Here is a 24,445-nt window from a genome sequence, read left to right as displayed (position 1 = left end):
ATCCCCTCCTTTTTTCTCTCTTTCTAGTATACAAGAATCAGAAATTTTTTGCATTTGGTTTGTTATACCCATATTCTTCAAAAAACTCTTCTTTGAAATCTAACAAGCGATCTTCACGAATTGCTTGTCGTACATCTTTCATTAGATTCATTAAGAAATGAAGATTATGATATGACGCTAACCTTAACCCAAATGTTTCATCTGCTTTGAAGAGATGGCGAATGTATGCACGTGAGTAGTTCTGACAAGTGTAGCAATCACATTTCTCATCAATTGGTCCAAAATCACGTGCAAATGCAGCTCCTTTGATAACTAATCGACCTTTTGATGTGAAAAATGTCCCGTTACGGGCTATACGAGTTGGAAGTACACAATCAAACATGTCAACACCACGAATAGAGCCATCGATTAATGAGTCTGGAGAGCCCACTCCCATTAAATAACGTGGTTTGTTTTCTGGCATCATTGGTGTAGTGAAGTCTAGTACTCGATTCATAACATCCTTTGGTTCCCCAACGGATAATCCACCAATTGCGTACCCCGGAAAATCGAGCGATACTAGATCTTTTGCTGATTGACGACGTAATTCTTCATATTCTCCACCTTGTATAATACCAAATAATCCTTGCTTATTTGTATTTGTATGTGCAGTCAAGCAACGTTCAGCCCAACGAGATGTACGTTCCACTGACGCTTTCATATACTCAAATGTTGCTGGATATGGCGGACACTCATCAAATGCCATCATAATATCGGAGCCTAATGCATTTTGAATTTCCATTGATTTTTCGGGACTTAAAAATAATTTGTCTCCATTCAAATGATTGCGGAAATGAACTCCTTCTTCTTCGATTTTACGCATATCGCTTAAACTAAATACTTGGAAACCACCAGAATCCGTCAAAATTGCACGGTCCCAGTTCATAAATTTATGTAGACCTCCTGCTTCACGAATAATATCATGTCCAGGTCGTAGCCATAAGTGGTACGTATTACTCAAAATAATGCCAGCTTCCATCTCTTTAAGCTCTTCTGGTGCCATCGTTTTAACAGTAGCTTGTGTACCTACAGGCATAAATGTTGGTGTTTCAAACGATCCATGGGGTGTGTGAACAATTCCTAGACGAGCGCCAGTTTGTTTATCTTTTTTTATTAACTCATATGTTATTGCAGACATTTAATAATTCCTTCCTTTTATAAACATTGCATCACCAAAGCTGAAAAAGCGGTATTGCCGTTCGATCGCTTCTTTATAGCCGCTTAATATAAATTCTCTAGATGTTAGAGCACTAACTAACATTACAAGTGTTGATTTCGGTAAGTGAAAATTGGTAATCATTCCATCAATACATTTAAATGAATACCCAGGGTAAATGAAAATTGATGTCCAACCACTATCTTCTTGTATTGTGCCATCAAACTTTGTAGCAACAGTTTCCAACGTTCTTGTGGAAGTAGTTCCTACAGCAATAATTTTACCTCCAGCTTTTTTTACCTCATTAATGGTTTTCGCAGTATCCTTTGAAACACGGTAAAATTCTGAATGCATTTCATGATCATCTATCGAATCCACACTTACTGGACGGAAAGTTCCAAGTCCAACATGTAGTGTTACAAATGCTATTTTAACACCTTTTGAGCGTATTTCATCTAATAACGTTTCGGTAAAATGGAGACCTGCTGTTGGTGCGGCTGCTGACCCTTGTTCTTTAGCGTACACAGTTTGATAACGATCTTTATCATCTAATTTTTCATGAATATACGGAGGTAGTGGCATTTCCCCAAGCTGATCGAGTACTTCAAAAAACACACCTTCATATTCAAAGTTGAACACTCTGCCACCGTGTTCTTTTAATTCAGTACATACTGCTGTTAACAAGCCATCGCCAAATGATATTTTCGTTCCTATTTTTACTCGCTTGGCAGGTTTTACAAGCGTTTCCCAATGATTACCTTGTATTTGTGTTAATAACAACACTTCAACATGTGCACCTGTTTCTTCTTTTATTCCCATTAAACGAGCAGGCATAACCTTTGTGTCGTTCAGTACGAGACAATCTCCTTCGTTTAATTCTTCCAAGATAGAAGAAAAGGTTTCATGTTTAAATGAATTATTAGGATAATCTGCTATCAGAAGCTTGCTACTTGTTCGTTCTAAAAGTGGCGTTTGTGCAATTAATTCCTCTGGTAATTCAAAATCAAAATCTTCTACTCTCATATTCCTTACTTCCTTTATTAGTTATCTCTTTCAATTGGTAATGGTATACCTAAATGTTCATATGCTAGTGGAGTAACAATTCTACCTCTTGGTGAACGTTGTATAAATCCTATTTGCAATAAGTAGGGCTCATATACATCTTCAATAGTAGTCGATTCTTCCCCAATACTTGCAGCTATAGTGTCCAGACCAACAGGACCTCCTCTAAATCGCTCAATCATCGCTGTAATCAGTTTATGATCAATATGATCCAAACCTCTAGGGTCGATTTGTAGTAGTTCTAATGCTTCGCGGGCAAGTTCAATGGAAATGTGACCATTTCCCCTTACTTGAGCATAATCTCGTACTCGTTTTAACAAGCGATTTGCAATACGTGGGGTTCCTCTCGAACGTCTAGCGATTTCTCCAGCAGACTCATGATCAATTGACGCATTAAATAACTCCGCACTTCTGACAACAATAGACGTTAAAGCCTCTTCGTCATAAAATTCGAGTCTTAGCAACACACCAAAGCGGTCTCGTAGTGGGGCAGATAATGCCCCTGCCCGTGTAGTAGCACCAATTAAAGTAAATGGCGGTAAATCCAAACGAACACTCCTAGCGGAAGGTCCTTTACCAACCACGATGTCTAAACTGAAGTCTTCCATTGCAGGATATAATACTTCTTCAATCGATCGATTTAAACGGTGGATTTCATCAATAAATAAGACATCTCCCGGTTCTAACGAGCTAACAATAGCAGCTAAATCACCTGGTCGTTCGATTGCTGGACCGCTTGTCATGCGTATTTGTACATCCATTTCATTTGCTATAACTGCCGCAAGAGTAGTCTTCCCAAGACCTGGAGGTCCATACAGAAGACAATGATCTAAACTTTCACTTCTCATCCTAGCTGCTTCAATAAAGATTTCTAAATTATGCTTTATTTTATCTTGTCCAATATATTGTGATAATAATTGTGGGCGAAGGGATTGCTCAAACGGCTCATCATAATTAGAAATCTCACTCGAAATAACACGCTCCGTCATAGCTTGAACCTCCTTTCCCTATTTGCCTGAAAATAATAATTGTAAAGCTTTTTTCATAAAATCATCTGTTTTTTGTAAAGATTCATTTCCTTTTAGAATTGGACGAATTTTTGATAGTTCCCGCTCAGAATAACCTAACGCAGCTAATGCTAGCATCGCTTCTTCTAATTCATGAGTCGCTTGTCCATCCTCAAACAGAGTTGGTTCCTCTTGTGTAAAATCAAAATGCTCTATGTCAATTAAGTCATTTAATTTACCCTTTAAGTCAAGAATCATTTGACGAGCAGTTTTCTTCCCTACTCCAGGAAATTTCACTAAATAGGATTCATCTTCACGTTCTATCGCTTGAATAACATGAGTTGGTTCTCCGCTTGCTAATATAGCAAGTGCTCCTTTTGGACCGATACCAGAAACGAGTATTAGTTTTCTAAATAACTCTCTTTGGGATAAATCTAAAAACCCCATCAAATGCTGAGCATCTTCCCTTACGTGTAAATACGTGTACACTTGAATAATTTCTTCACTTTTACGAAAAGAAAAAGGATTCGGGGTTAATAATTGATACCCAATCCCTTGTTGTTCTATTACGACGTACTCAGGTGTAACTCGTGTTACTTGACCTTTTATATAATCATACATATTTTATCCCTCACTATCGACAAACCTATTATAACATAACTAGAAATGTGCACGTATAAGACAGTACACTTTTAGATGTAGAATACAAGAAAAGGTCGCTCTCTATAAAGAGCAACCTTCTCCAAGTCTATTATAATCTGCCTAAATTATAGCATAGCTTTGGCCATTCTGTTAGTGCTTTGTTGGTATACGGTATCAATTGGTCTATAAATTTTTGTTTTCTCTCTAAAGGCAAAGCATATGCATAGAGCCATTCTCTATATAATTCGTTCGGATACATCAAAGCTTCCTTATGCTTTGTTGCGACCTTTTCCAATAGTGGAAACTCACTTAACAATATAAAAATGTCATAGTTAATCGCAGGCAGAACGCGGTGCATCCATAATATTTCTTCCATTTCTTTTGGACCAATGACAGCAAGATCAAAATCGATAATTTTATAAGCTTTTTCATTGGATAAAAAATTATGATGTACTACATCGCCATGCAGTATAGTAGTATCTTTATTATTAAATAATTGCATATTTTTTAGAGCTATATCACCTAAGTGCAGGAGCATCTTTGTTTTTTTTTCACCTAAATAAAATTCCACAAAATAAGAGATTTCTTTCATTTTTAAGGAACGATTCTGCCATTTTGCAAACAAATCAAACGGCTGAAGCAGTTTCTGATTATCCCATTTGATAAATTTGTTCGTATCATGTAACTGTTCTAACAGTGAATAAACTTCCAAGCGATCCGTTTTGCTTCCATAATCAACTGGATGTGTACCTTTGAACCAAGGCTGGATGATAAAGTCTTCCTGAGCTGATTCTAATACTGGCAGTATAAAAGATTTATCGAGCTGATGTAATTTATGGTGAATAATTCGAATCTTTTCTGCATGTTCAACAGTTGGATATTTTTTTACAGAAAATAGCCCATTTTCATTTTCCCATTTCCATACATTCTTTTTTATTTGCCGAATGTAATTACTCACTTTTTAAAAGTGATGATACGGATAAGGTGGACAAGCAAAAACGGGTACATAGCAAATATGAACGTATGGATGACCACCCCATGGTTGCATCTGTTGATGATGCATTTCTGGTTGCATTTGTGGTTGCATTTGTGGATACATTTGCTGGTCCATACAACCGCAAGGATTCATTGGCTGATAGTGTTCAAATTGTTGCATTTGTGGGTACTCTTCAAATGGTTCCATCTCCTCAAATTCTGAAGATACTTCTTCCATGACTGGGCTCACATATTGTGGTTCCATTTTTTGGGGTTGTTCAACATGATATACAGGACTTTCTTCTTTTTCATGGTCATCGTTATGAATATTTATATGAATCGATGTAGATTCAATTAGTCTCCACCCTTGAGGTGACGGAGTCATATCTAAATCAGGAACTGGCATTATATGAAACGGCATTGTGTATGGCTGTGGTTGTTGAACTTGTTGAATTTGTTGGATATTTTGAATAGGCTGCATAGGTTGAGGTGGTGGAGCTGCTGGAACTTGTTGAATAGGTTGCACTGGTGGTGCCATAGGTACCATTGGAATAGGTTGAAACGGCATAGGCATTGGAACAGGTTGCATCTGTTGTGCCTTACTAATTGGTTGGACTTGCTGTGCCTTACTAACAGGTTGGACTTGTTGCATTTTCATGTTGTTACCGGTTTGCGGCTGGATAATGACTTCCTCCTTATTTACCATTTCTTTTTTTACAGGACGATCATCGCTATATGGATGTCTCATAGACTCCATTTTGCTCTTTTCAGGAATAAAAATCTTCATTCCTGGCACAATGTATTCTGGATTTGCAAGATGTGCATTTAATTTCTTTAATTCATCAAATGATACACCGTAGTTTCTTGATATTTTCCAAAGAGTATCCCCTTTTTGGACAATATGAGTTTGCAAAGACTTCCTCCTTCCTTCCCTTTAAAATATGTACATCAATTTCAAATGGTCACATCTTTTTAAAACATTCTAGCTACCCTTCATGTTAAACTTATGAAAAGGCAGTAGGTAGTTATGCAAGTTTGGAGGGTTTATAAATGAAAAAGTTAAAAGGATCAGAGAGAAGAAATTGGATTTTTTCTTATTTAAAAGAACAAAATCATCCTGTGACAGGAGGGGACTTGGCAAAGCTAGCAAATGTGAGTCGGCAAGTAATAGTAAATGATGTCACTTTATTAAAAGCTACCAATATTCCGATTGTTTCAACTAGTCAAGGATATCTATTGCTACCAGATAAAGAATTGAATTCGTGTGTTTCTAAACGAGTTGCATGTAATCACCAATCTAAAGATTCTGAAGATGAATTACTAACATTAGTAGATGCAGGTGTTACAGTTGAAAATGTGACTGTAGAACATCCCGTTTATGGCGAAATCACTTCTTCCATTATGGTTTCCAATCGTCATGATGTCGAAATGTTTTTAAAGAAGGTAAGAGAAACAGATGCCCCTTTCTTGTTGGAACTAACATCGGGAGTTCATTTACATCTTATATCTGCCCCAACGGAAGAAATATTGAATAGAGGAATTGATGGTATTCGAAAAAAAGGCTACCTAATAGAGGAATAAGCCTTCTCACATAAAAAAAGAAGCCCTTCATTCGGAAGGAGCTTCTTTTTCTGTTTCATATGTATTGTAGGACCCAAGTGATTTTACATCACAACCTAAAGCTTTTAATTCTTCTATAGCGCCAATCATCATTGGCATTTTTTCATCTTCTAAAACATCTATTACGAAAAAATATTGTCCCAAGCCGGTTTTAAGAGGTCGGGATTCAATTTTACTTAAATTGAGCTGTCTCCATGCAAAAACGGATAATACTTGATGCAATGCCCCTGAACGATCATCCTTAGGCAAAGTAATCATGACAGTCGTTTTCATTTGTCCAATATGTCCTGGCTCTTGAATACAAAGATTTTTTTTGGAAAGTACGAAGAAGCGTGTATGGTTAAAATGGAAATCGTGAATGTTTTGCTCTACAATTGCTAGATTGTACTCACTTGCTGCAGATGAATTCCCAATTGCTGCAATACATAGCTCTTCATTTTCCGAAACATACTTCGCAGCTGCTGCTGTAGAAGTCGATTGTTCAAGTGGAACTTTCCCAAATCGATAATATAAATATTTATGACACTGTGCTAATGCGTGTGGGTGCGAATAGATAGTCGTTATTTCTTCCCAATTCTTTTTATTAGTTGGATGAACCATTAAATGTTGCTCAATTGGAGCTTGTATTTCTGCAATCACATATAGGTTTGCCTCATGAAATAAATAATCAATTGTTAAAGGAACGGTACCTTCTAATGCATTTTCAAGTGGAACGACAGCGATATCTACACTCCCATTTGCAACTGCTTCTATGCATTCTGGAATTGTTCGAGTTGGAACAAGTAATTCATCTTGAAACAAAGCTTTCGAAGCAAGATGTGTAAAAGATGCTTCTGGCCCAAGAAAAGCCACTTTTTTTGTATCCATCGTAAAACCTCCTTACAAAGCACCAGAACTAATAACTTCAGCAGATTCCACAAAGTCTAGTCGCTTCATTTCATTTATAAATTCATCTAATTGCTTTGTCATTTCCGTTACATCAAGAGACAAAGTAACGCTTGCTCTCCCTTGAATAGGGATCGTTTGATGGATCGTTAAAATGTTGATAGACGATTCCGCAACGAGCTGCAAAAGTCTTGCAAGCGTCCCTTCCCTGTCCTCTAGTTGTAAAAATACAGTTAATATTCTTTCCTGGACAATCGAATGGAAAGGAAACACCGCATCACGATATTTATAAAAAGCACTTCTAGATAAATCTACTTCTTTTACCGCATCCCAAATGGAGGATACTTTACCAGATTGGAGAAGATGCTTTGCTTCCAAAGTTTTTTGCATCGCTTCGGTAAGCACATCCTCCCTTACTAAATAGAATCGCTGATGTGTAACATCTTTCATACGGTTTCCTCATTTCCCTATTCGATAAATTCAAACTCAAATTCTAATAGACGTACTGTATCTCCATCTTTTGCACCGCGCTCACGTAAAGCATCATCAATACCCATTCCACGTAATTGTCTAGAAAATCTTCTTATGGAATCTTCACGGCTAAAGTCAGTCATTTTGAATAAACGCTCCACTGTTCCACCAGATAACACAAATGCACCATCATCGTCTCTTGAAATAGTGAAATCGTCTTTTTTCGCTTCGTGTTTGTACATAACAGATGTTTCTGTTTCTTCCTCGTTCAAATCGTGCAGCGGGAATTCAGGAGCTACTTCTAACATATCTGCAATAGCAAATAGTAAATCCTGTAATCCTTGACGTGAAATCGCAGATATAGGGAAAATTTTCACTTCTGGTCCTACTTTTTCTTGAAATGCTATCAAGTTTTCTTCTGATTCTGGCATGTCCATTTTATTTGCAACGATAATTTGAGGTCGTTCCGTTAAACGAAGATTATATTGTTTTAATTCTTCATTGATTGTTAAGTAATCTTCATAAGGATCACGGCCTTCAAGACCAGACATATCAATTACGTGCACAATTACTCTTGTACGCTCTATATGACGTAGGAATTGATGTCCTAGACCTACACCCTGGTGTGCCCCTTCAATCAGTCCTGGTAAATCAGCCATCGCAAAACTACGATGATCTTCTGTTTCCACCATTCCTAAATTAGGTACGATCGTTGTAAAATGATAGGAAGCAATCTTAGGCTTCGCGGATGAAACCACTGATAATAAAGTAGACTTTCCAACGCTTGGGAATCCTACTAAACCAACATCAGCTAAAACTTTAAGCTCTAAAGTAACAGATAATTCTACTCCTGGCTCTCCTTTTTCAGAAAGCTCTGGTGCAGGGTTTGCTGGCGTAGCAAAACGAGAATTACCTCTTCCTCCACGTCCACCTTTAGCTATAACAGCCTTTTGTCCATGTTCTACTAAGTCAGCGATAACTTGTCCTGTTTCTTCATTCATCACTACTGTTCCCGGAGGAACTTTAACCAATAAATCTTCTGCATTAGCACCGTGCATGTTCTTACTATGACCATGTTCTCCACGAGTTGCTTTAAAATGGCGTTTATAACGGAAATCCATTAATGTACGTAATCCTTCGTCAACTACGAAAATTACATCGCCACCATTTCCTCCATCACCGCCTGCTGGACCTCCCATAGGCACATACTTTTCACGACGGAATCCTACCATCCCATCTCCGCCGTCTCCACCTTTGACGTACACTTTTACGTGATCTACAAACATTTAATTCACTCCAATCTTTCTCTTGCGATTAATTTAAATTTAATATGGGAATCTGAATTTATTTCTTTCTCCACATCCATTAAACCATTCAAACATTCATCAACCCATGTATAGGTAGACCATTCACCCTTCAGTTCTACTTGTACCTCTAATACATCAGCTGTAAGTATGTAGACATTTAGCGTCTGTTCCTGATAGCCCTTAAGCAATGGATATATCGTCTGTACAAATCGCTCTAAATAATTCTTTACAGGTTCATCGTAATGTCCTGCCCCTACTTTTTGAATGGAGGTTCCAAATTCCAATGTTATTTTATTGTAAGCTAAACTAAACGTTTGTAACCAATCATTTGTAAGAAGTAATCCTGTATTATTCACGTCGAAAAATTGAGTGCACTTTAATGAATACGTTCGTATAAGATTTTTTGCTTCATCATATCTTCCCATATCTAAGTTCATCTGAATTAAATGCAAATTATTTAAATAATCATGCATTGTATGACGCAATACTTCATTAATAGTTTTTTGTTTAGACTCCATTGTATACACGCTCCGTAAGTAAGCTTTCCTTATTTAGTATAACAGGTAATACTTAATTTTTCTCAAGAGAAAAGAAAAAGGACTGCAAAATGCAGTCCTTTTATTTTTTGATTAAGCTTCTTGAGCTACAGGATATACACTTACTTTTTTCTTGTCGCGACCGAAACGCTCAAAGCGTACTACACCGTCAACTTTAGCAAAAAGTGTGTCGTCTCCTCCACGTCCAACGTTTTCACCAGGGTGAATTTTAGTACCGCGTTGGCGATATAAAATAGATCCTCCTGATACGAATTGTCCGTCAGCACGTTTAGCACCTAGACGTTTCGCTTGAGAGTCACGACCATTACGAGTCGAACCTACCCCTTTTTTGGATGCGAAAAACTGAAGATTTAATTTCAACATATGTTCCACCTCCTACTTTTTGAAGGTTATTTTTATATACTTACCATAGTCTTGTTCAATCGTTTGTAAAGATACAATCATCGCTTCAAGAATTAGCTGTATATTTGCAGCTTTTTCAGGATTCGATATACTTGGCACTTCGACATATAAGTAGCCTCCGTCACCCTTTTGCTTAATAATAGGTGTGATTTCAGTAAGAGAGATGACAGCATTCACTGCACCAAATGATACAGCAGAAGCACCTGCACAAACTAAATCTTTCCCATGTTCGGCAAAATCAGCATGTCCTTTCATTTCAAATGAATGAATAAGACCTGATTGATCTTTTGTAACAGTCACTTTAATCATCTTATAAACTAATAGATTCTACTACTAATTTTGTGTATGGTTGACGGTGACCTTGTTTTTTACGATAATTCTTTTTCGCTTTGTATTTGAAAACGATGATTTTTTTAGCTTTGCCGTTTTTTACAACTTTCGCTGTAACTTTAGCACCTTCCACGAATGGAGCACCAACTTTAACATCATTTCCACCTACGAATAAAACTTTGTCAAAAGTTACAACATCATCAGCAGTTACATCTAATTTTTCAATGTAGATTTCTTGCCCTTGTTCAACTTTGATTTGTTTTCCACCTGTTTCAATAATTGCGTACATACCTGCACCTCCTCTTAGACTAAGACTCGCCTTATAAAAGGTGATTCGATTGCTCGAACACTTAAACCTTTTCAGAGCGGTTGTAACAACGGGTGCTGCTACAAACAATAACATTTAAATATTACTACATCTCCTAAGCTTCGTCAAGCACTTCTTGTTATATTATCAAATGCTAGCTTGTACTTTCTAAATCTCCAAAAGGAAATGTTTAGAATAAACAAGTACAAGAAGATAATACTGACGGATAGTAACCTAGGAAACCAATACAAGCTTGCACAGAAGATCAAAAAGCTTAATCCCAAAGAGAATCCAACAATATCATTATATTTGTTTGGGTTAAATATATATAAGACTCGTCCACCATCCAGTGGAAAAATAGGAAGTAAATTAAGAAATAATATTAAAATTTGTGTTAGAACGATAATATTTTTTTGTGGAATATCAATAAGAGTAGAAAATGCTAGCAACAATAATGTAAATAATGGACCAGAAATCACAATTAAAAATTGCTGCGTTTTTTTTAATCTGGAAAACTGCTCAATTCTGATTTCCCCACCGTACGGTAATATTGTGCACGAAATAACTCTTGCCCCAATGAGCTTTGCCGCCAATAAATGACCAAGCTCATGAAATAGTAATGAACCAAATACGACGGAATACACAGCAACTTCTCCAGATAAATAAAAAAATATAAAAAAAGGTATCATAACGGGATGTACTCTATACATTTTTTTATTCATCTTCAGATGATAGCCATTCCACTAGTTCCGTTGTATCTAGTATCTCCCCATCTTGTTCTACTTTAACATATAGCAAGTTGCTAGCAACAGTTGCAAAAATATCTCCAGTATTGATCGTAGTATAAGGTAATTGATTGAACTCTTCTAAAAAACCAAATGTCGCAGTTTCTCCAGTATCATACAAAATAGATAGGGTCTTTCCTGTCTTTTTTGTATAACCTGTAAATATGATTAAGCCATTTTCCGCAGCAAAGAGCTCTTGAGAATCATTAATAGATAAAATAGCTCCCTCTTCAAAAGGTTGAATTGATTTATATTCAATTAATGGAGGAGTTGTAACAGGTGAACTAACACTTATTACTTCATCCGGTTGATTTACCCAAGTCATTATTTTTTTATAAACTTCACTTGGCTTTTGTGGTTCCAGTAGTGTAGTAGAGTAATTGGTTGATAGTACATCACTCTTTTCAAATTTAGATAACGCAAAAAATAGTATGACAAATACAAATGCGAGCATCCATTTTTTTCTCGATAGCATAACATTCCCCCTAGTAGGAATGTATGATGGCTAGGACAAATTCATGAACAAAATAAAACCGACTTCCAAATTATTTGGAAGCCGGCCGAATATTATTTAGAAAATATAGATTTAAGTTTAGACATAACACCTTTTTTAGGCATGTCCATAGACATCAAAGGTACAGACTCCCCAAGGATTCGGCGGGCAATATTACGGTAACCTAGTGCCGCTCTATTTGATGGATCCATTACAACCGGTTCCCCTTTATTGGAAGAGGTGATAACACTTTCATCGTCTGCTACAATTCCTAATAAATCAATAGATAAATGCGTAGTTATTTCATTAATATCGAGTGCTTCACCTTTCGTCATTAAATGTTGACGGATACGGTTAATAATTAGCTTAGGTGGATCAATCGATTCCTCCTGTTCTAATAAACCGATGATTCGATCTGCGTCACGGACTGCAGAAATTTCAGGTGTAGTAACAACTATTGCTTTGTCAGCACCAGCTATTGCATTTTTATATCCTTGCTCAATACCAGCAGGGCAATCAATTAATACATATTCGTAATCTCGTTTCAATTCTGTTACGAGTTCTTTCATCTGCTCAGGTGTTACCGCATTTTTATCAGTTGTTTGGGCAGCTGGCAATAAATATAATTTATCCTCAAAACGTTTATCTTTCACTAACGCTTGATGAATTTTGCAACGACCTTCCACAACATCTACTAAATCATAAATAATTCTATTTTCAAGTCCAAGCACAACGTCTAAATTTCTCAAACCGATATCTGTATCCATTAAACAAACTTTTTTCCCTTGAAGAGCCAATGCAGTTCCAAGGTTTGCAGTTGTAGTTGTTTTACCTACCCCACCTTTACCAGAAGTTATTACGATTGCTTCTCCCACATTAGCTTCCTCCTTTAAATGTCGATAGATTCGGTCTTATTAATCTAAGTTCTTGTAAGCGATCTATTGCTATTGATCCATTTGTATGTAAATAAGCACATTCCATTTCTGGTTGCTCCGATAAAACACTTAACTCGTCTGTCATCGTTTCTACTACATTATCAATTATTAAATGCGTTGCCTCTAACCAAGATGCTGCAATGACAGCATCTCTTTTACCATTAGAGCCAGCATGTGCAATCCCTTTTAGTCTACCTAATACAAAGACATTCCCACCAGCAACTACTCTTCCGTTGGGATTAACGTCACCAATTACCACTAAGTCACCTAAAGCAGTAATTACCTGACCAGACCTTACTATACCTACATAAGTTTCTGACTGATTTTCTAGCAATTTTTTGTTGCATTCTTCTACAGTCATTACTTCACTTTGAATCTTCGTAACTCGAAGATGTTCTGTTTGTTCTACACAGTTAATAATTTCTTTGGCCTGTTCGTCGTTGCAATAACGATTTCCAAGTTGTAAAAGCACTTCAGCTTGACCTTCAAAACCTTCATCCGAAACCTTTTTGGCTAACTCTTCTAAAAGCTCTGCATATGAACACTGATCGTCTAGCCGTAATACAAGGCCCTCTTTCGTTCCTTTAATCGATATTAACTGCTTTTTTGTCAATCAAGTCACCTCAGATCCACTGTCTACCGTAAAGCTTTATTTTTGCATTAATAACGCCTTTTGATTAAACCGATTTAGAAGAATGTATTTAAATCCCCACCCGAACATTGCTAGGAAAACAAAATTAGCAATCATTGTTGGGAGAAGATTAAATTTATAAAAATCTACAAATGTCATACTTTTTATACCGATAAAAGTATAAAAGAAAAACAATAATAACTCTACAACCGCTACTAAAATTAGTGTTAAAACTGTAGCCACCAATAAATGCTGATGAACATATTTTACAACTAAACTAGCAACTAAACACATTAATGGATAAATAAAAGAATATAATCCAATAATATCAATGAAAAAGACATCGTACAAGAGTCCAAAAAACAATCCAAATAACATGGCACGTTTTCGGTCATAATATATGGATACAAAAATTAAGTACATGATTAAGAAGCGAGGAACCAAAACAAAGAAATCCCCATTTATTTCTATTGGTGAGAAAAGTCCAAAAATCGGTTCCATATAAAATAATAGAACCGAAATGATAATAACTAAAAAACGAATCATGAGCCGTCCCCTGCGCCTTCTGTTAAATCCCTCTCGGTATTTTCTCCATCCGTTCCATCAAATGTAGACATTGAACGCTTAGAAATAATCACGTGGTCTAAAATAGAAAAGTTGGCTGCTGGTTTAATATACGCTAGTTTTGTCAATCCATAATCGTCTGTCGTCACTTCAGTCACTTCTCCGATTAATATACCCTTTGGAAAGATTCCACCTAGTCCAGAAGTTGTAACTTTTTGACCTTTTTTCACATCAAAATCAGAATCTATTCGCTTCAAAATAAGCTCTTTTCGCTTTTCATCATAGCCTTCTATTAATCCAAAAACCTCTTCTTTATCTGATATAACCGCGGACACTCGGTAGTTTGGATTTTGTGTAGATAAAAGTTCAACAGTAGAGGTGTAGGGTGTAGTTAAAATGACTTTCCCAATTAGTCCTTGAGAAGTCATAACAGCCATGTTCACTTCTATTCCATGTAATTCTCCTCTATCAATAATAATCTTTTCTTCCCATTGGTCCGGATTTCTTGCGATAACAGTTGCTTGAATTGGATTATAAGCTCGAAGATCCTCTTCTTTATCAACAATATCTCGTAACTTCTGATTTTCATTTTCTAAATCATTGACTTCTGCTTGTAAGGAGGCATAATCCTCTAATCTTGCTTTCAATCGTTTGTTTTCATCATATGTATTAAGTAGTGATTCTACATTATTAAAAACACCAGTAACATACTGAGTCGGCTTGGAAAAAAAGGATTGTCCAAGGCCGACCACATCTTTAATAAGTTGTTCTGGCATAGATGCATGATTCCGATCGCGCAAAGAAAAGCTGATGAGTGCCACAAGAAATATCATCCCTACAAGCAGCAATATTAATCGCTTATTTGAAAAAAATTGTGGCATGGCTCACTTCCCCTTATTATTTCGTTTGTTGACGTTTTAATAATCCCATATGATCAAGTGCTTTACCAGTACCAATAGCAACACAATCTAAAGGATTTTCCGCAATAAATACAGGCATATTGGTCTGTTCACTAATTACTTTATCTAAATTTTTAAGTAGTGCTCCACCACCTGTAAGCATAATACCACGCTCCATTACGTCAGCAGATAATTCAGGAGGTGTTTGTTCAAGTGTTTTCTTCACTCCATCGATAATAGCCGCAATCGATTCACGAAGTGCGTTGGAAATTTCTTTTGAAGAGATATCAATCGTTTTAGGTAAGCCTGTTACGAGGTCTCGTCCACGAATATCCATCGTATCTTCCTCTGTTGTGACTCTAGCAGATCCTATTTCGATTTTTATCGCTTCCGCAGTACGTTCACCAATCGTTAGGTTATACGTTTTACGGACATAACTAGTAATCGCCTGGTCCATTGCATCGCCACCAACTCGAACAGACTCACTCGTCACAATACCACCAAGTGAAATTACAGCTACTTCCGTCGTACCTCCACCTATATCAACGACCATACTTCCAGTAGGTTCCCATACAGGTAAGTTGGATCCTATTGCAGCTGCAAAAGGTTCTTCTATCGTTAATGCATCACGAGCTCCTGCTTGTTTAGCAGCATCTATTACAGCACGTTGTTCCACAGAAGTAATACCATAAGGCACACATATCATCACATTCGGTTTGCTCCAAGACATACCAGATGCTTTCATAGCATTTTTCAAATAATATTCTATCATCGCAGAAGTTGTATCAAAATCTGCGATTACCCCATCTTTCATTGGACGAATAGCTACGATTGAGCCCGGTGTACGGCCGATCATATTTTTCGCATCATTACCAACTGCAACAATTGCACCATTTTGTACATTTTTAGCAACTACAGAAGGCTCTCTTAACACAATACCCTTCCCTTTAATAAAAACAAGCGTATTCGCTGTTCCTAAATCAATCCCTACATCTCTAGATCCAAATCCAAACACTATTTTTTACTCCCTTTCCATCTAACGCAAGTTTCATTTAAATGATTCAAAGTCATAACTCCCATTATAACGGAAAGAAAGGAAAATGCACAGTGTCACATGTACCCCTTTTCTTTTAAACTAATAAATTGATGATCACCTATAATAACATGATCCAGTAAATCGATACCGATAATCTGTCCAGCCTCTAGCAATCTCTTTGTAACGTCAATATCTTCTGAGGATGGAGATGGATTACCAGAAGGGTGATTATGTGCACATATAATGGAAGCAGCTGATCTTTTTACAGCTTCGCGGAAAATCTCTCGTGGATGAACAATCGAAGCATTAAGCGAACCGATGAAGATTGTCTGTTTATGGAGAATTTGATTTTTAACATTCAAAAACAAAACGACAAAATGCTCTTGCGTTAATGAAGTCATATCATGCATTAAGTATGTTGCGGCATCTTTTGGAGAACGAATGGTAAACTTTTCATCTGTTTTTTGCTGAGATAATCTTCGACCTAACTCAACCGCTGCAAGTAACTGGACAGCTTTCGCTTGACCTATGCCTTTTACTGACATAATTTCTTCTAGCGTAGCATTTTTTAATTCTTGAATTTGTTCGATAAAATGGAGGACACGATTTGCTAAGTGCAGCACAGACTCTTGCTTCGTACCGGTACGAAGCAAGATAGCTATTAATTCTTGGTTGGACAAGCTTTGTGCCCCTTGTCTTATTAATCTTTCTCGAGGGCGATCTGCAATATGGACATCACGAATCATTAACGTTGGAGTTAAATCTACAGTCATTTAGACGTCTCCCTCGCGAATTCTATTACCCCAAGCTTCAAGAGCGTTTGATATAACCGGCTTATAGGAAGACCTACAACATTATTATAATCACCTTGAATCTTTTCAACAAAAAGTCCTCCCATCGTTTGGATTCCATATCCACCTGCTTTATCCAATGGATCACCAGATTCAACATATGCATTAATTTCTTCATCAGATAACTCATAAAATTTAACTAAAGTAGTTTCTGCAAATGCAAGATTAAGATCTGGCCCCACAATAGAAACACCAGTAATTACATGATGAACCTTTCCTGACAGAAGCTTGAGAAACTTTACCGCCTGCGCATTGTTTGTTGGCTTCGTTAATAATGCCTTTCCTATTCGAACAGTTGTATCAGCAGCAATTATGATTGCTCCTGGATTTTTCTGTGCAATATCATTCGCTTTTAGATCTGCAATGGCTATAGCAAATTCCTCTGGTTCATATAAACCCTCGAGCTCTTCATTAACCCCAGCTGGCTGGATTTCAAATGGTACACCTAATTTACTAAAAAGTTCTTTTCTTCTAGGTGACTCACTTGCTAAAATTAGTTTATCTTTTGTAATAAGATTCATTCTTATTCCCCCTTTATATTAGGATACAAAAGATTAGAACAAAGGGAAATTGTGTATAAATCCATTACAATTCAATTTTGATTACTTTTAACTATCAAAAATTCAATTTTAAGCAATCGTTTTGCTCTAAATAATGCGTAAATACATGTAGTCTAATTACCGAGGAAACATCCGAAAACGTTGATACAGCAGTCACTATTTTCATCATGTCATCTGGATAATTTTCTTTTTTGGCTATAGAGTCAAAATAATTTTTTGATAGTTTTTCTTCCTGTAATATATTGATGATATTTTTTACTTTTGGATCTGCACAAGCATTTGTGGAAATATTAATCGTTTTTAGAAACGTGGGTAGAACATCACCCTCGCTTGTACTTACCTCATTTACAAAAAGTTCACTCCACACATAAAATTCGTTTCCTACTCTTACGATACTTGCTTTTTCAAGACTAGGTTGAGTGCTTATAAAGGACATTGCACTTTCCTTAGAAGTAAACATACCGTACTGCTTCGCTTTAAATGGTAGAGCAGCTTCCCCAGTAACTTCTACTTTCTCATCTGTTTCTTTCTCGTTCGTAGGTGTAGAAACTTGTTCTTGGGCTTGTTCTTCCACTTTTTTATCATTCGACATGTTTAAAATAAAACCAAATAACAACACTCCTACAACTCCGATAACTAATCCCTGTATACCCGCCAGTATTACTTTTTTTCTCGGGTTCCTCCTTCTAATCGGCATGTGCTCACCCCTTTTACCCACAACCTTATCATTAAGTAATTAAAAAAAGACGAGACCTATGTCGGCTCGTCCAAAAAACTTATCGAGTTAAAAAAACATATTCACATACCAATCGACAAGGGTATCGCCAAAAAAATAGGTAATAATAGCAGCAATCGCAATGGAAGGTCCAAAAGGTATGGGTGTTTTCCTACCTTTTTTAGCTATTCTTAAAGAGATCACACCCACAACTGCACCTATAAGAGAAGCCAAAAAAAGTGTTAAGAGCGTATGCATCGTCCCTAAAACTACTCCGATGACAAAAAATAATTTAATATCCCCTCCGCCCATACCACCTTTCGACAATACAGCAATTAAAAATAATATACCAAATCCAATTACAGCTCCCACAATACTATCCCACCAAGGTGTTAGAGGGGAGAAGATTCTTGCAACAATCAAAGGAACTAAAAAAAACAAAAGAATCTTATCAGGTATAAGCATATAGGCAATATCCGATACAGTAATAATGACTAGTAAAGAAATAAATAAGATGGCCAAAATCAACTCTAAATTGAAGCCAAGTTGAGTAAAAGCAAAAGCAAATAAGAGGCCAGTGACAAGTTCCATCACAGGATACATCCAATGAATCTTCGTCCCACAACTTCCACATTTCCCTTGTAAAAACAAATAGGAAAGGACAGGCATCAAATCACGAGCAGTGAGTTTCCGATTACAAACAGTACAATGAGATGGCGGTCGAACAATGGATTCCCCTTTTGGAATACGTAATCCAACTACATTGAAAAACGAGCCAAAAATTAGACCATATTTGAAAAATAATATTGTTAGGACGATTTCCATTTAGTTAGCTCCTTATTACTCATCACTTTCTACTTCAGAAGAGGCTAATTCTGTTTGTAAAACAGCTACCTCTGTTCGAACACTACTGACAGTTACTTCTTTTAATTGTTTTTCTTCCTTGAGAGGATATATCAGAAAATAATAGATTGCACCAATAATGACAAACACTAGAGCAACTATAATGAGGAAACCCGACTTCTTATCACTAAATAATTCAGGCTTATGGTAGCAGAGTAACGAGATTGAATATCAAAATCTATAGTTGAACTTTCTTCCGTACTGCATGGTGGGTCAAAATTAGTAATCTCCTGTACTTGCACATCCATGATTCCTCAAATTTATAATTTCGCAAATATGTATTTAAAAGCAAAAGTGTAAGAATATAACTATACTATATTATTTTCAGCATAAGCACAGCTAGTTATATTAATACTATTTTACCATCGGAGATTTTTATTTGATACTCTAAATCTAAAGACACTTGCATAAACACATAAAAAAGAGAATCTTCTTAAACTAAGATTCTCTTTTCTCATTCTTCTATTTCACATATTCCGCAACTTTATTTCTACCCGCTTGCTTCGCACCAATATATAATGCACGGTCTGCATTTCGAAGCAGTGACATTCCTTCATCGCTATCTTCAGGAGCAGTGGAAACTCCGATGCTGGCTGTTAAAAAGATAATTTCTTCCCGCGAAACTACATCTAAATCTAACTGTACGACAAATGGGTTTTGTTCAATTTTTCGTCTTAATCGTTCAGCAATATTGGTTGCTTCTACTTTCGTATAGTTAGGAAGTAAGATGACAAATTCTTCTCCTCCATACCTTGCAACTGTTCCATTTGAACCAATTTCAGTACTGATTACATTAGCAAACTCTTTTAAAATCATGTTTCCGCTGTGGTGTCCGTATGTATCATTGACGGATTTAAAATGATCAATGTCCATCATAATTAATGACACCGTTTTATATTCACCAAGAGTTAATTTCTCCATAAAGTATTCCAATCGTTTGTCTAAATACCTGTAATTATATAAACCCGTTAACTCGCACCGTTCACTTCTTGCCAATGCCTCTCTTACATACTTTGCTTTTTCCACAGAAACCGCAAAATATGAACATAATAAATGAACCATTTTTAGTTGGTATGCCTCAAAAGCGTATTTTTTACGTGAAGCAAGCACTAGAACACCTTCTATTTTTTGATTTCGATAGATGGGTACGCACATTACACTTTGCATATCAGTTGCAAGAAATGGTGGTTTCATTTCAATCCATTCGCTTTGTTTGTCATATAAGGTTGGAATCCCTTTTTTATAGATGATACCTGCAAGAGTACTATCTAGATCTTCTGGCGCAAAAAATAGTTCCACATTTTCTCCATCTTCTCTTGCACGTAATATTTGAAATTTACCATATAAATCATCGACTATATAGGCTGAATCGATGGGGAACATCTTTGTAATACGCTCCATGAACAAATCAATTATCTCTTTACCAGTCATTCGTTCTGCAAGCTCATGTCCAAATTGACTCGCTTTATTAAGATCCGCATTTACTTTCTCGGAGGTGCTATATAAACGAACTAAAAGCGTAATCATTAAAAAAGGCAAGCCTAAAAGAACAAATGCTATAGTACCTACATAGCTCTCTAAAAAATATAAGCTTATCCCAAAAGGTAATGTAATCGTTAATCCTACAATATCCCATACGGTAGACTCGTCCAATAATTTTGGATTGGTTCCAAACGAAGAATTTCTTAAATAAATGATTGCATGATTTAAAATGACATCACAAAGAGCGTAAATTGTACCAAAGAGAAGAACATCTTGTACTACTAGGGACCCTAAATTGTAACCAAGAAAATGTACAACAGTACCGCAGACCACCGAAATAATGAAGAACATGAAAGAGCTAAACGCGATGCGATAAAAATTATCTTTGTTAACTTTCATATGAAAAGCAATCGGTATTAAACACAATTGCATAAGAACCAGTTCGGCAAATATCCCATAATTCAAAAATGCGGCTAGAGAAACCCATTGACTAAGAAACATTGTATTACCTGAGATATAAAATGGAAAACTAGTTGTTAATAAAACTAATAACAAGAGGATTAAATAAGCATCCCATTCAACATGCCTACTTGGAGCATATCGATAAACTAAAAAAGACCCTAAAGGTACGACTAATAACCACAATATGAAAATATTTCTTTTGGCTTTTACTGATATATTCATAGGACTATTATTCTCCCCCTAAAAAATTTATCTGTTACTATTAGCTTATTAACCGATTGACTAAATTATATCACTTAAATCTCTGAAAATTTCAACTACTATTTACCTGTTTTTAATCTTAACTCTGAAATAAAATACAACGAACCTGTGACAATAGTAACATCATTATTTTGAATATTTTTAAACAAAAATTCTTCCATATCTTTAGTAATACGTTTATCATCGTGTAAACAGTGTTTATATAATTCACTAGGCGGTAATGCCCGTTCATGATGGAATTGTACAAATTCAAAAGATGAACCTATTTTTTCTAATTTTCTCAACATATATATATAATCTTTGTCTTTTAGAATACCTACAATAAAATGAATATTTTTATGTGGGAAATTAGATTTAATCGTTTCTACCAATGAATCAATACTCGCTTTGTTATGAGCACCATCAAAATATAGATTTTCCTCTATTCTCTCCATTCTTCCTTGCATTCGAGCATGTTTAACAGCCAATTGAACTTTACTTTCATCTAATGGGAAACTACTTTCCAAAAGTGCAGTTATTGCTATAGCCATATTTGATTTCTGATGGTTCCCTAGCATACTCGGATGTAATCCATTAAAAACAGTCTTGTCATATGAATACGAATTATTATGTACAATAAAATCATTACCATATTCAATAATTACACCCTTCTTTTCAAGTGCTTCTTGAAGAAAAACAGTTTTTGCTTGTGGCTCTAATTGCCCTATAATTAATTTGCTATCTTCCTTCAATATTCCTGCCTTATGCCAACTAATTTTTTCAATTGTATCTCCTAAAAAGTTTGTATGATCGATTGAAATACTAGGTATTACAGCTAACGATTTTTGAAATACGTTTGTACTATCAAATCTTCCACCCATACCAGCCTCTATAAATACAATATCCAATGTTTCAGTTTCAAAAACTAAGAATGCTGCAACTGTTAGTAATTCAAAATCAGTAAGCATTCCGCTTAAATTAGCTCGTTGCATCTTTTCGAATGCCATATCCATTTGTTCTGGCTTAACATTTATACCGTTTAATTGGATTTGGTCATGCACATCAATAATACTTGGTGAAGTAAAGGATCCGTAGCATAAACCGTGTTCCTTTGCGATAGCTCTCATAAATGCAATGGTAGATCCTTTCCCATTCGTACCTGCAACATGAATGGTTTTATGTTTATTTTGAGGATTATCAAGCTTCTCTAGTGCTTTCTTTATGGAATCTAACCCAGGTTTTATAATAGATTCACTTTTAATATTCCATTTATTTTTATANAAAATTATTTATTTCCACGTCGTTCACCCTATTCCTTCTCATATAATTTCGTGCTAAACTTCTTTATAAACACTATTATATCACGCACTAGCGGAGGTCAATCATTATGCAAACATGTTGGATTGTATACAACGGAAGTCTTACAGATGAAAAATTTATCGACCAGGCCCTTCTTCTTCAAGAAGCAGCAATTAAACAAGGCATACAAGCAACATTAGTAAAGAATTACGAATTATTAATGGACGTCCAGCTAGGATTAAGGGATACTAGACCAGATTTTGTCATCTTTTTAGATAAAGACATTTTGCTTGCAAAGTTTCTCAAAAATGAAGGCATTCCTGTTTTTAATGATCCCGATATAATTGAAATATGTGATAACAAAGCACGCCAGTATATGTTACTTGCCAAAGCACAAGTCCCAATGCCTCGTACAATCATTGCACCAAAAGTGTACACGGACTTTACAATTCAACATACTGGTTTTTATGAACAAGTTTTAGAAACTATTAAATTACCTATGATAATAAAAGAAGCACATGGCTCTTTTGGTTTTAAAGTCTATCTAATAGAAACAAAGGAACAGTTTTTTGAAAAAGTTGAAGAACTTAATGGAAAAGAATATGTTTTTCAAGAGTTTATTGAAAATAGTAGAGGACGTGACATTCGAGTTAATGTCGTAGGCGGACAGGTAATCGCTTGTATGCATCGTCATTCCGAAACAGATTTTCGTGCAAATATTACAAATGGTGGAACTGCCTCTCAAATAGAACTTACAGAAAGACAAAAAGAAGTGGCTATACATGCTGCTCAGGCGCTAAATGCAGAGTTCGCAGGAGTAGATTTATTATTTGGTGAAGATGAAGAACCACTTGTATGTGAAGTAAATGGAGTAGCCCATATTCGTAACATTTATAATGTGACCGGTATTAATGTTGGAGATGCTATGATTAGCTATGCATTATCAAAAGTAGGAACAGTTCTAATATGAAAGGCTTACTAGTTTATGAGTTACATGAAATTGAAAGAAATAGAAGCTTTATAGAACGGTTAATAAATGCTGGAGAAAAACATGGTCTTTCCATGACTATAATAGATGATCGAAGTTCCTCTATTCCAGATGCAGATTTCGTCTTTTTCAGAGCAAGGAACCCTCAACTTTCTAAGCAGTTAGAACAAAGGGATATTCCAATGTTTAATCGCGCGGAAGTGAATGTAATTGCGAACGATAAATGGAAAGCCATTCAGCTTGTTCAGCTACTAGGAATTCAAACTGTGCCTACTAGAAAAATAAAGACAATAACAGATATCTCTCATTACCCTGTTGTCATAAAAACAATCGATGGTCATGGTGGGTCACAGGTAGAATTATGCCATACGAAAGATCATGCAAATGTCTTTATTCGTGCGCATGATTCTAAAACGATTATTGCACAAAAGTATATTGAAACAAATGCAACGGATGTCCGAGTATTTATGCTTGGATCAGAAGTAGTCGGAGCAGTAAAACGAACTGGTGCAGAAGACAGTTTTAAATCAAATTATACTCTCGGTGGTACCGTAGAAAAATACGATTTAAGTAGTGCACAAATTAAAGATGTGGAAAAAATAGCTAAAGCATTAAAAAGCGATTACATTGGCATAGACTTTCTCTTACTGCCTGATGGTAGTTGGTTGTTTAATGAAATAGAAGATCCGGTTGGTGCAAGATCTTATTTTGCTACTACTAATAAAGATATTGCCATACCAATCATGGAATATATTAATAAGAAATTAAAAGAAAAAGAGTGAGCCGAGTTTTTAGCTCACTCTTTTTTCTGTTATTTAACTAGACTATTCAATATTCCAACG

Annotated in this window: 30 protein-coding genes and 1 other annotated feature; of the genes, 3 read left to right on the top strand and 27 right to left on the bottom strand. The window is 36.0% G+C overall.

Translation table 11 applies throughout. The features are described from left to right. Nucleotides 1–37 precede the first annotated feature (37 nt). The 6 genes from tgt to safA form a co-directional block, all read right to left on the bottom strand. Nucleotides 38–1,177, bottom strand: a complete 1,140-nt coding sequence (tgt, locus tag AN959_RS14035) for a tRNA guanosine(34) transglycosylase Tgt (protein ID WP_056831563.1) — start codon at nt 1,175–1,177, stop codon at nt 38–40. Then, nucleotides 1,178–2,218: a tRNA preQ1(34) S-adenosylmethionine ribosyltransferase-isomerase QueA gene (queA, locus tag AN959_RS14030; RefSeq protein WP_056831561.1), complete on the bottom strand. Its 1,041-nt coding sequence runs from the start codon at nt 2,216–2,218 to the stop codon at nt 1,178–1,180. A 17-nt stretch (nt 2,219–2,235) separates the two neighbouring features. Then, nucleotides 2,236–3,246: a Holliday junction branch migration DNA helicase RuvB gene (gene ruvB / locus AN959_RS14025; RefSeq protein ID WP_053588779.1), complete on the bottom strand. Its 1,011-nt coding sequence runs from the start codon at nt 3,244–3,246 to the stop codon at nt 2,236–2,238. Nucleotides 3,247–3,264: 18 nt separating this feature from the next. Then, the gene (gene ruvA, locus AN959_RS14020) at nt 3,265–3,885 is read right to left on the bottom strand and encodes a Holliday junction branch migration protein RuvA (RefSeq protein WP_056831559.1); all 621 of its coding nucleotides are present in this window, start codon (nt 3,883–3,885) and stop codon (nt 3,265–3,267) included. Nucleotides 3,886–4,015: 130 nt separating this feature from the next. Next, entirely contained in the window at nt 4,016–4,864 is an 849-nt protein-coding gene (locus tag AN959_RS14015) for an aminoglycoside phosphotransferase family protein (RefSeq protein ID WP_056831557.1), read from the bottom strand. Between the two features lie 3 nt (nt 4,865–4,867). Continuing rightward, complete coding sequence (gene safA / locus AN959_RS21965) at nt 4,868–5,794, bottom strand: SafA/ExsA family spore coat assembly protein (RefSeq protein WP_056831555.1); 927 nt, start codon at nt 5,792–5,794, stop codon at nt 4,868–4,870. Nucleotides 5,795–5,931: 137 nt separating this feature from the next. On the opposite strand from safA, the gene AN959_RS14005 reads away from it, so the two are divergent. Then, the gene (locus AN959_RS14005; protein WP_056831553.1) at nt 5,932–6,462 is read left to right on the top strand and encodes a transcription repressor NadR; all 531 of its coding nucleotides are present in this window, start codon (nt 5,932–5,934) and stop codon (nt 6,460–6,462) included. Between the two features lie 27 nt (nt 6,463–6,489). Here the strand turns inward: AN959_RS14005 and pheA are convergent, their stop codons facing one another. From pheA to AN959_RS22040, 21 genes are all read right to left on the bottom strand, one after another. Further along, nucleotides 6,490–7,368: a prephenate dehydratase gene (gene pheA / locus AN959_RS14000; RefSeq protein WP_056831552.1), complete on the bottom strand. Its 879-nt coding sequence runs from the start codon at nt 7,366–7,368 to the stop codon at nt 6,490–6,492. Nucleotides 7,369–7,380: 12 nt separating this feature from the next. Then, nucleotides 7,381–7,836, bottom strand: a complete 456-nt coding sequence (locus AN959_RS13995; protein ID WP_053588773.1) for an ACT domain-containing protein — start codon at nt 7,834–7,836, stop codon at nt 7,381–7,383. A gap of 17 nt (nt 7,837–7,853) precedes the next feature. Next, nucleotides 7,854–9,143 (bottom strand): GTPase ObgE, encoded by a 1,290-nt coding sequence (obgE, locus tag AN959_RS13990; protein WP_056831550.1) that lies wholly within the window; start codon nt 9,141–9,143, stop codon nt 7,854–7,856. 5 nt (nt 9,144–9,148) lie between these two features. Then, nucleotides 9,149–9,682, bottom strand: a complete 534-nt coding sequence (locus AN959_RS13985; protein ID WP_056831548.1) for a Spo0B domain-containing protein — start codon at nt 9,680–9,682, stop codon at nt 9,149–9,151. A gap of 111 nt (nt 9,683–9,793) precedes the next feature. After that, entirely contained in the window at nt 9,794–10,084 is a 291-nt protein-coding gene (gene rpmA, locus AN959_RS13980) for a 50S ribosomal protein L27 (RefSeq protein ID WP_053588770.1), read from the bottom strand. Between the two features lie 12 nt (nt 10,085–10,096). Next, nucleotides 10,097–10,432, bottom strand: a complete 336-nt coding sequence (locus tag AN959_RS13975; RefSeq protein WP_053588769.1) for a ribosomal-processing cysteine protease Prp — start codon at nt 10,430–10,432, stop codon at nt 10,097–10,099. A 1-nt stretch (nt 10,433) separates the two neighbouring features. Beyond that, nucleotides 10,434–10,742: a 50S ribosomal protein L21 gene (gene rplU, locus AN959_RS13970; protein ID WP_053588768.1), complete on the bottom strand. Its 309-nt coding sequence runs from the start codon at nt 10,740–10,742 to the stop codon at nt 10,434–10,436. A 12-nt stretch (nt 10,743–10,754) separates the two neighbouring features. After that, nucleotides 10,755–10,834, bottom strand: a sequence feature (ribosomal protein L21 leader region). A gap of 51 nt (nt 10,835–10,885) precedes the next feature. Further along, the gene (locus AN959_RS13965) at nt 10,886–11,404 is read right to left on the bottom strand and encodes a site-2 protease family protein (protein ID WP_156350802.1); all 519 of its coding nucleotides are present in this window, start codon (nt 11,402–11,404) and stop codon (nt 10,886–10,888) included. 70 nt (nt 11,405–11,474) lie between these two features. Beyond that, the gene (locus AN959_RS13960; protein ID WP_056831544.1) at nt 11,475–12,020 is read right to left on the bottom strand and encodes a hypothetical protein; all 546 of its coding nucleotides are present in this window, start codon (nt 12,018–12,020) and stop codon (nt 11,475–11,477) included. Nucleotides 12,021–12,112: 92 nt separating this feature from the next. Then, nucleotides 12,113–12,913, bottom strand: a complete 801-nt coding sequence (minD, locus tag AN959_RS13955; protein ID WP_053588765.1) for a septum site-determining protein MinD — start codon at nt 12,911–12,913, stop codon at nt 12,113–12,115. Nucleotide 12,914: 1 nt separating this feature from the next. Continuing rightward, complete coding sequence (minC, locus tag AN959_RS13950; RefSeq protein WP_053588764.1) at nt 12,915–13,586, bottom strand: septum site-determining protein MinC; 672 nt, start codon at nt 13,584–13,586, stop codon at nt 12,915–12,917. Between the two features lie 36 nt (nt 13,587–13,622). Continuing rightward, on the bottom strand, nt 13,623–14,150 hold the full coding sequence (gene mreD, locus AN959_RS13945) for a rod shape-determining protein MreD (protein ID WP_056831542.1): 528 nt from the start codon (nt 14,148–14,150) through the stop codon (nt 13,623–13,625). Further along, nucleotides 14,147–15,049 (bottom strand): rod shape-determining protein MreC, encoded by a 903-nt coding sequence (gene mreC, locus AN959_RS13940; RefSeq protein WP_056831540.1) that lies wholly within the window; start codon nt 15,047–15,049, stop codon nt 14,147–14,149. The genes mreD and mreC overlap by 4 nt, the downstream gene beginning before the upstream one ends. Before the next feature lie 16 nt (nt 15,050–15,065). After that, nucleotides 15,066–16,082, bottom strand: coding sequence for a rod shape-determining protein (locus AN959_RS13935; protein ID WP_053588761.1), 1,017 nt, complete (start codon nt 16,080–16,082; stop codon nt 15,066–15,068). Between the two features lie 95 nt (nt 16,083–16,177). Next, entirely contained in the window at nt 16,178–16,876 is a 699-nt protein-coding gene (gene radC, locus AN959_RS13930) for a DNA repair protein RadC (protein ID WP_056831538.1), read from the bottom strand. Next, on the bottom strand, nt 16,873–17,475 hold the full coding sequence (locus AN959_RS13925; RefSeq protein WP_056831536.1) for a nucleoside triphosphate pyrophosphatase: 603 nt from the start codon (nt 17,473–17,475) through the stop codon (nt 16,873–16,875). The genes radC and AN959_RS13925 overlap by 4 nt, the downstream gene beginning before the upstream one ends. Before the next feature lie 94 nt (nt 17,476–17,569). Continuing rightward, nucleotides 17,570–18,211: a hypothetical protein gene (locus AN959_RS13920; RefSeq protein ID WP_056831534.1), complete on the bottom strand. Its 642-nt coding sequence runs from the start codon at nt 18,209–18,211 to the stop codon at nt 17,570–17,572. A gap of 87 nt (nt 18,212–18,298) precedes the next feature. Continuing rightward, nucleotides 18,299–19,054, bottom strand: coding sequence for an A24 family peptidase (locus AN959_RS13915; protein WP_056831532.1), 756 nt, complete (start codon nt 19,052–19,054; stop codon nt 18,299–18,301). Nucleotides 19,055–19,069: 15 nt separating this feature from the next. Next, nucleotides 19,070–19,222, bottom strand: a complete 153-nt coding sequence (locus tag AN959_RS21080) for a hypothetical protein (RefSeq protein ID WP_156350801.1) — start codon at nt 19,220–19,222, stop codon at nt 19,070–19,072. 372 nt (nt 19,223–19,594) lie between these two features. Next, nucleotides 19,595–21,298, bottom strand: coding sequence for a sensor domain-containing diguanylate cyclase (locus AN959_RS13910; RefSeq protein ID WP_056831530.1), 1,704 nt, complete (start codon nt 21,296–21,298; stop codon nt 19,595–19,597). Nucleotides 21,299–21,396: 98 nt separating this feature from the next. After that, complete coding sequence (locus tag AN959_RS22040) at nt 21,397–22,539, bottom strand: folylpolyglutamate synthase/dihydrofolate synthase family protein (RefSeq protein ID WP_371256568.1); 1,143 nt, start codon at nt 22,537–22,539, stop codon at nt 21,397–21,399. A gap of 164 nt (nt 22,540–22,703) precedes the next feature. Between AN959_RS22040 and AN959_RS13900 the strand changes: the two genes are divergently transcribed. Together AN959_RS13900 and AN959_RS13895 are read left to right on the top strand one after the other, a co-directional pair. Continuing rightward, nucleotides 22,704–23,585 (top strand): RimK family alpha-L-glutamate ligase, encoded by an 882-nt coding sequence (locus AN959_RS13900; protein ID WP_056831526.1) that lies wholly within the window; start codon nt 22,704–22,706, stop codon nt 23,583–23,585. Continuing rightward, a complete protein-coding gene (locus AN959_RS13895) occupies nt 23,582–24,385 on the top strand; it encodes a RimK family alpha-L-glutamate ligase (RefSeq protein ID WP_056831524.1) in 804 nt (267 codons plus the stop codon). The genes AN959_RS13900 and AN959_RS13895 overlap by 4 nt, the downstream gene beginning before the upstream one ends. The last annotated feature ends 60 nt before the right edge of the window (nt 24,386–24,445 follow it).

The organism is Psychrobacillus sp. FJAT-21963 (assembly GCF_001420585.1).
GTDB lineage: Bacteria > Bacillota > Bacilli > Bacillales_A > Planococcaceae > Psychrobacillus.
This window is presented reverse-complemented; position numbering and strand designations above follow the sequence as displayed.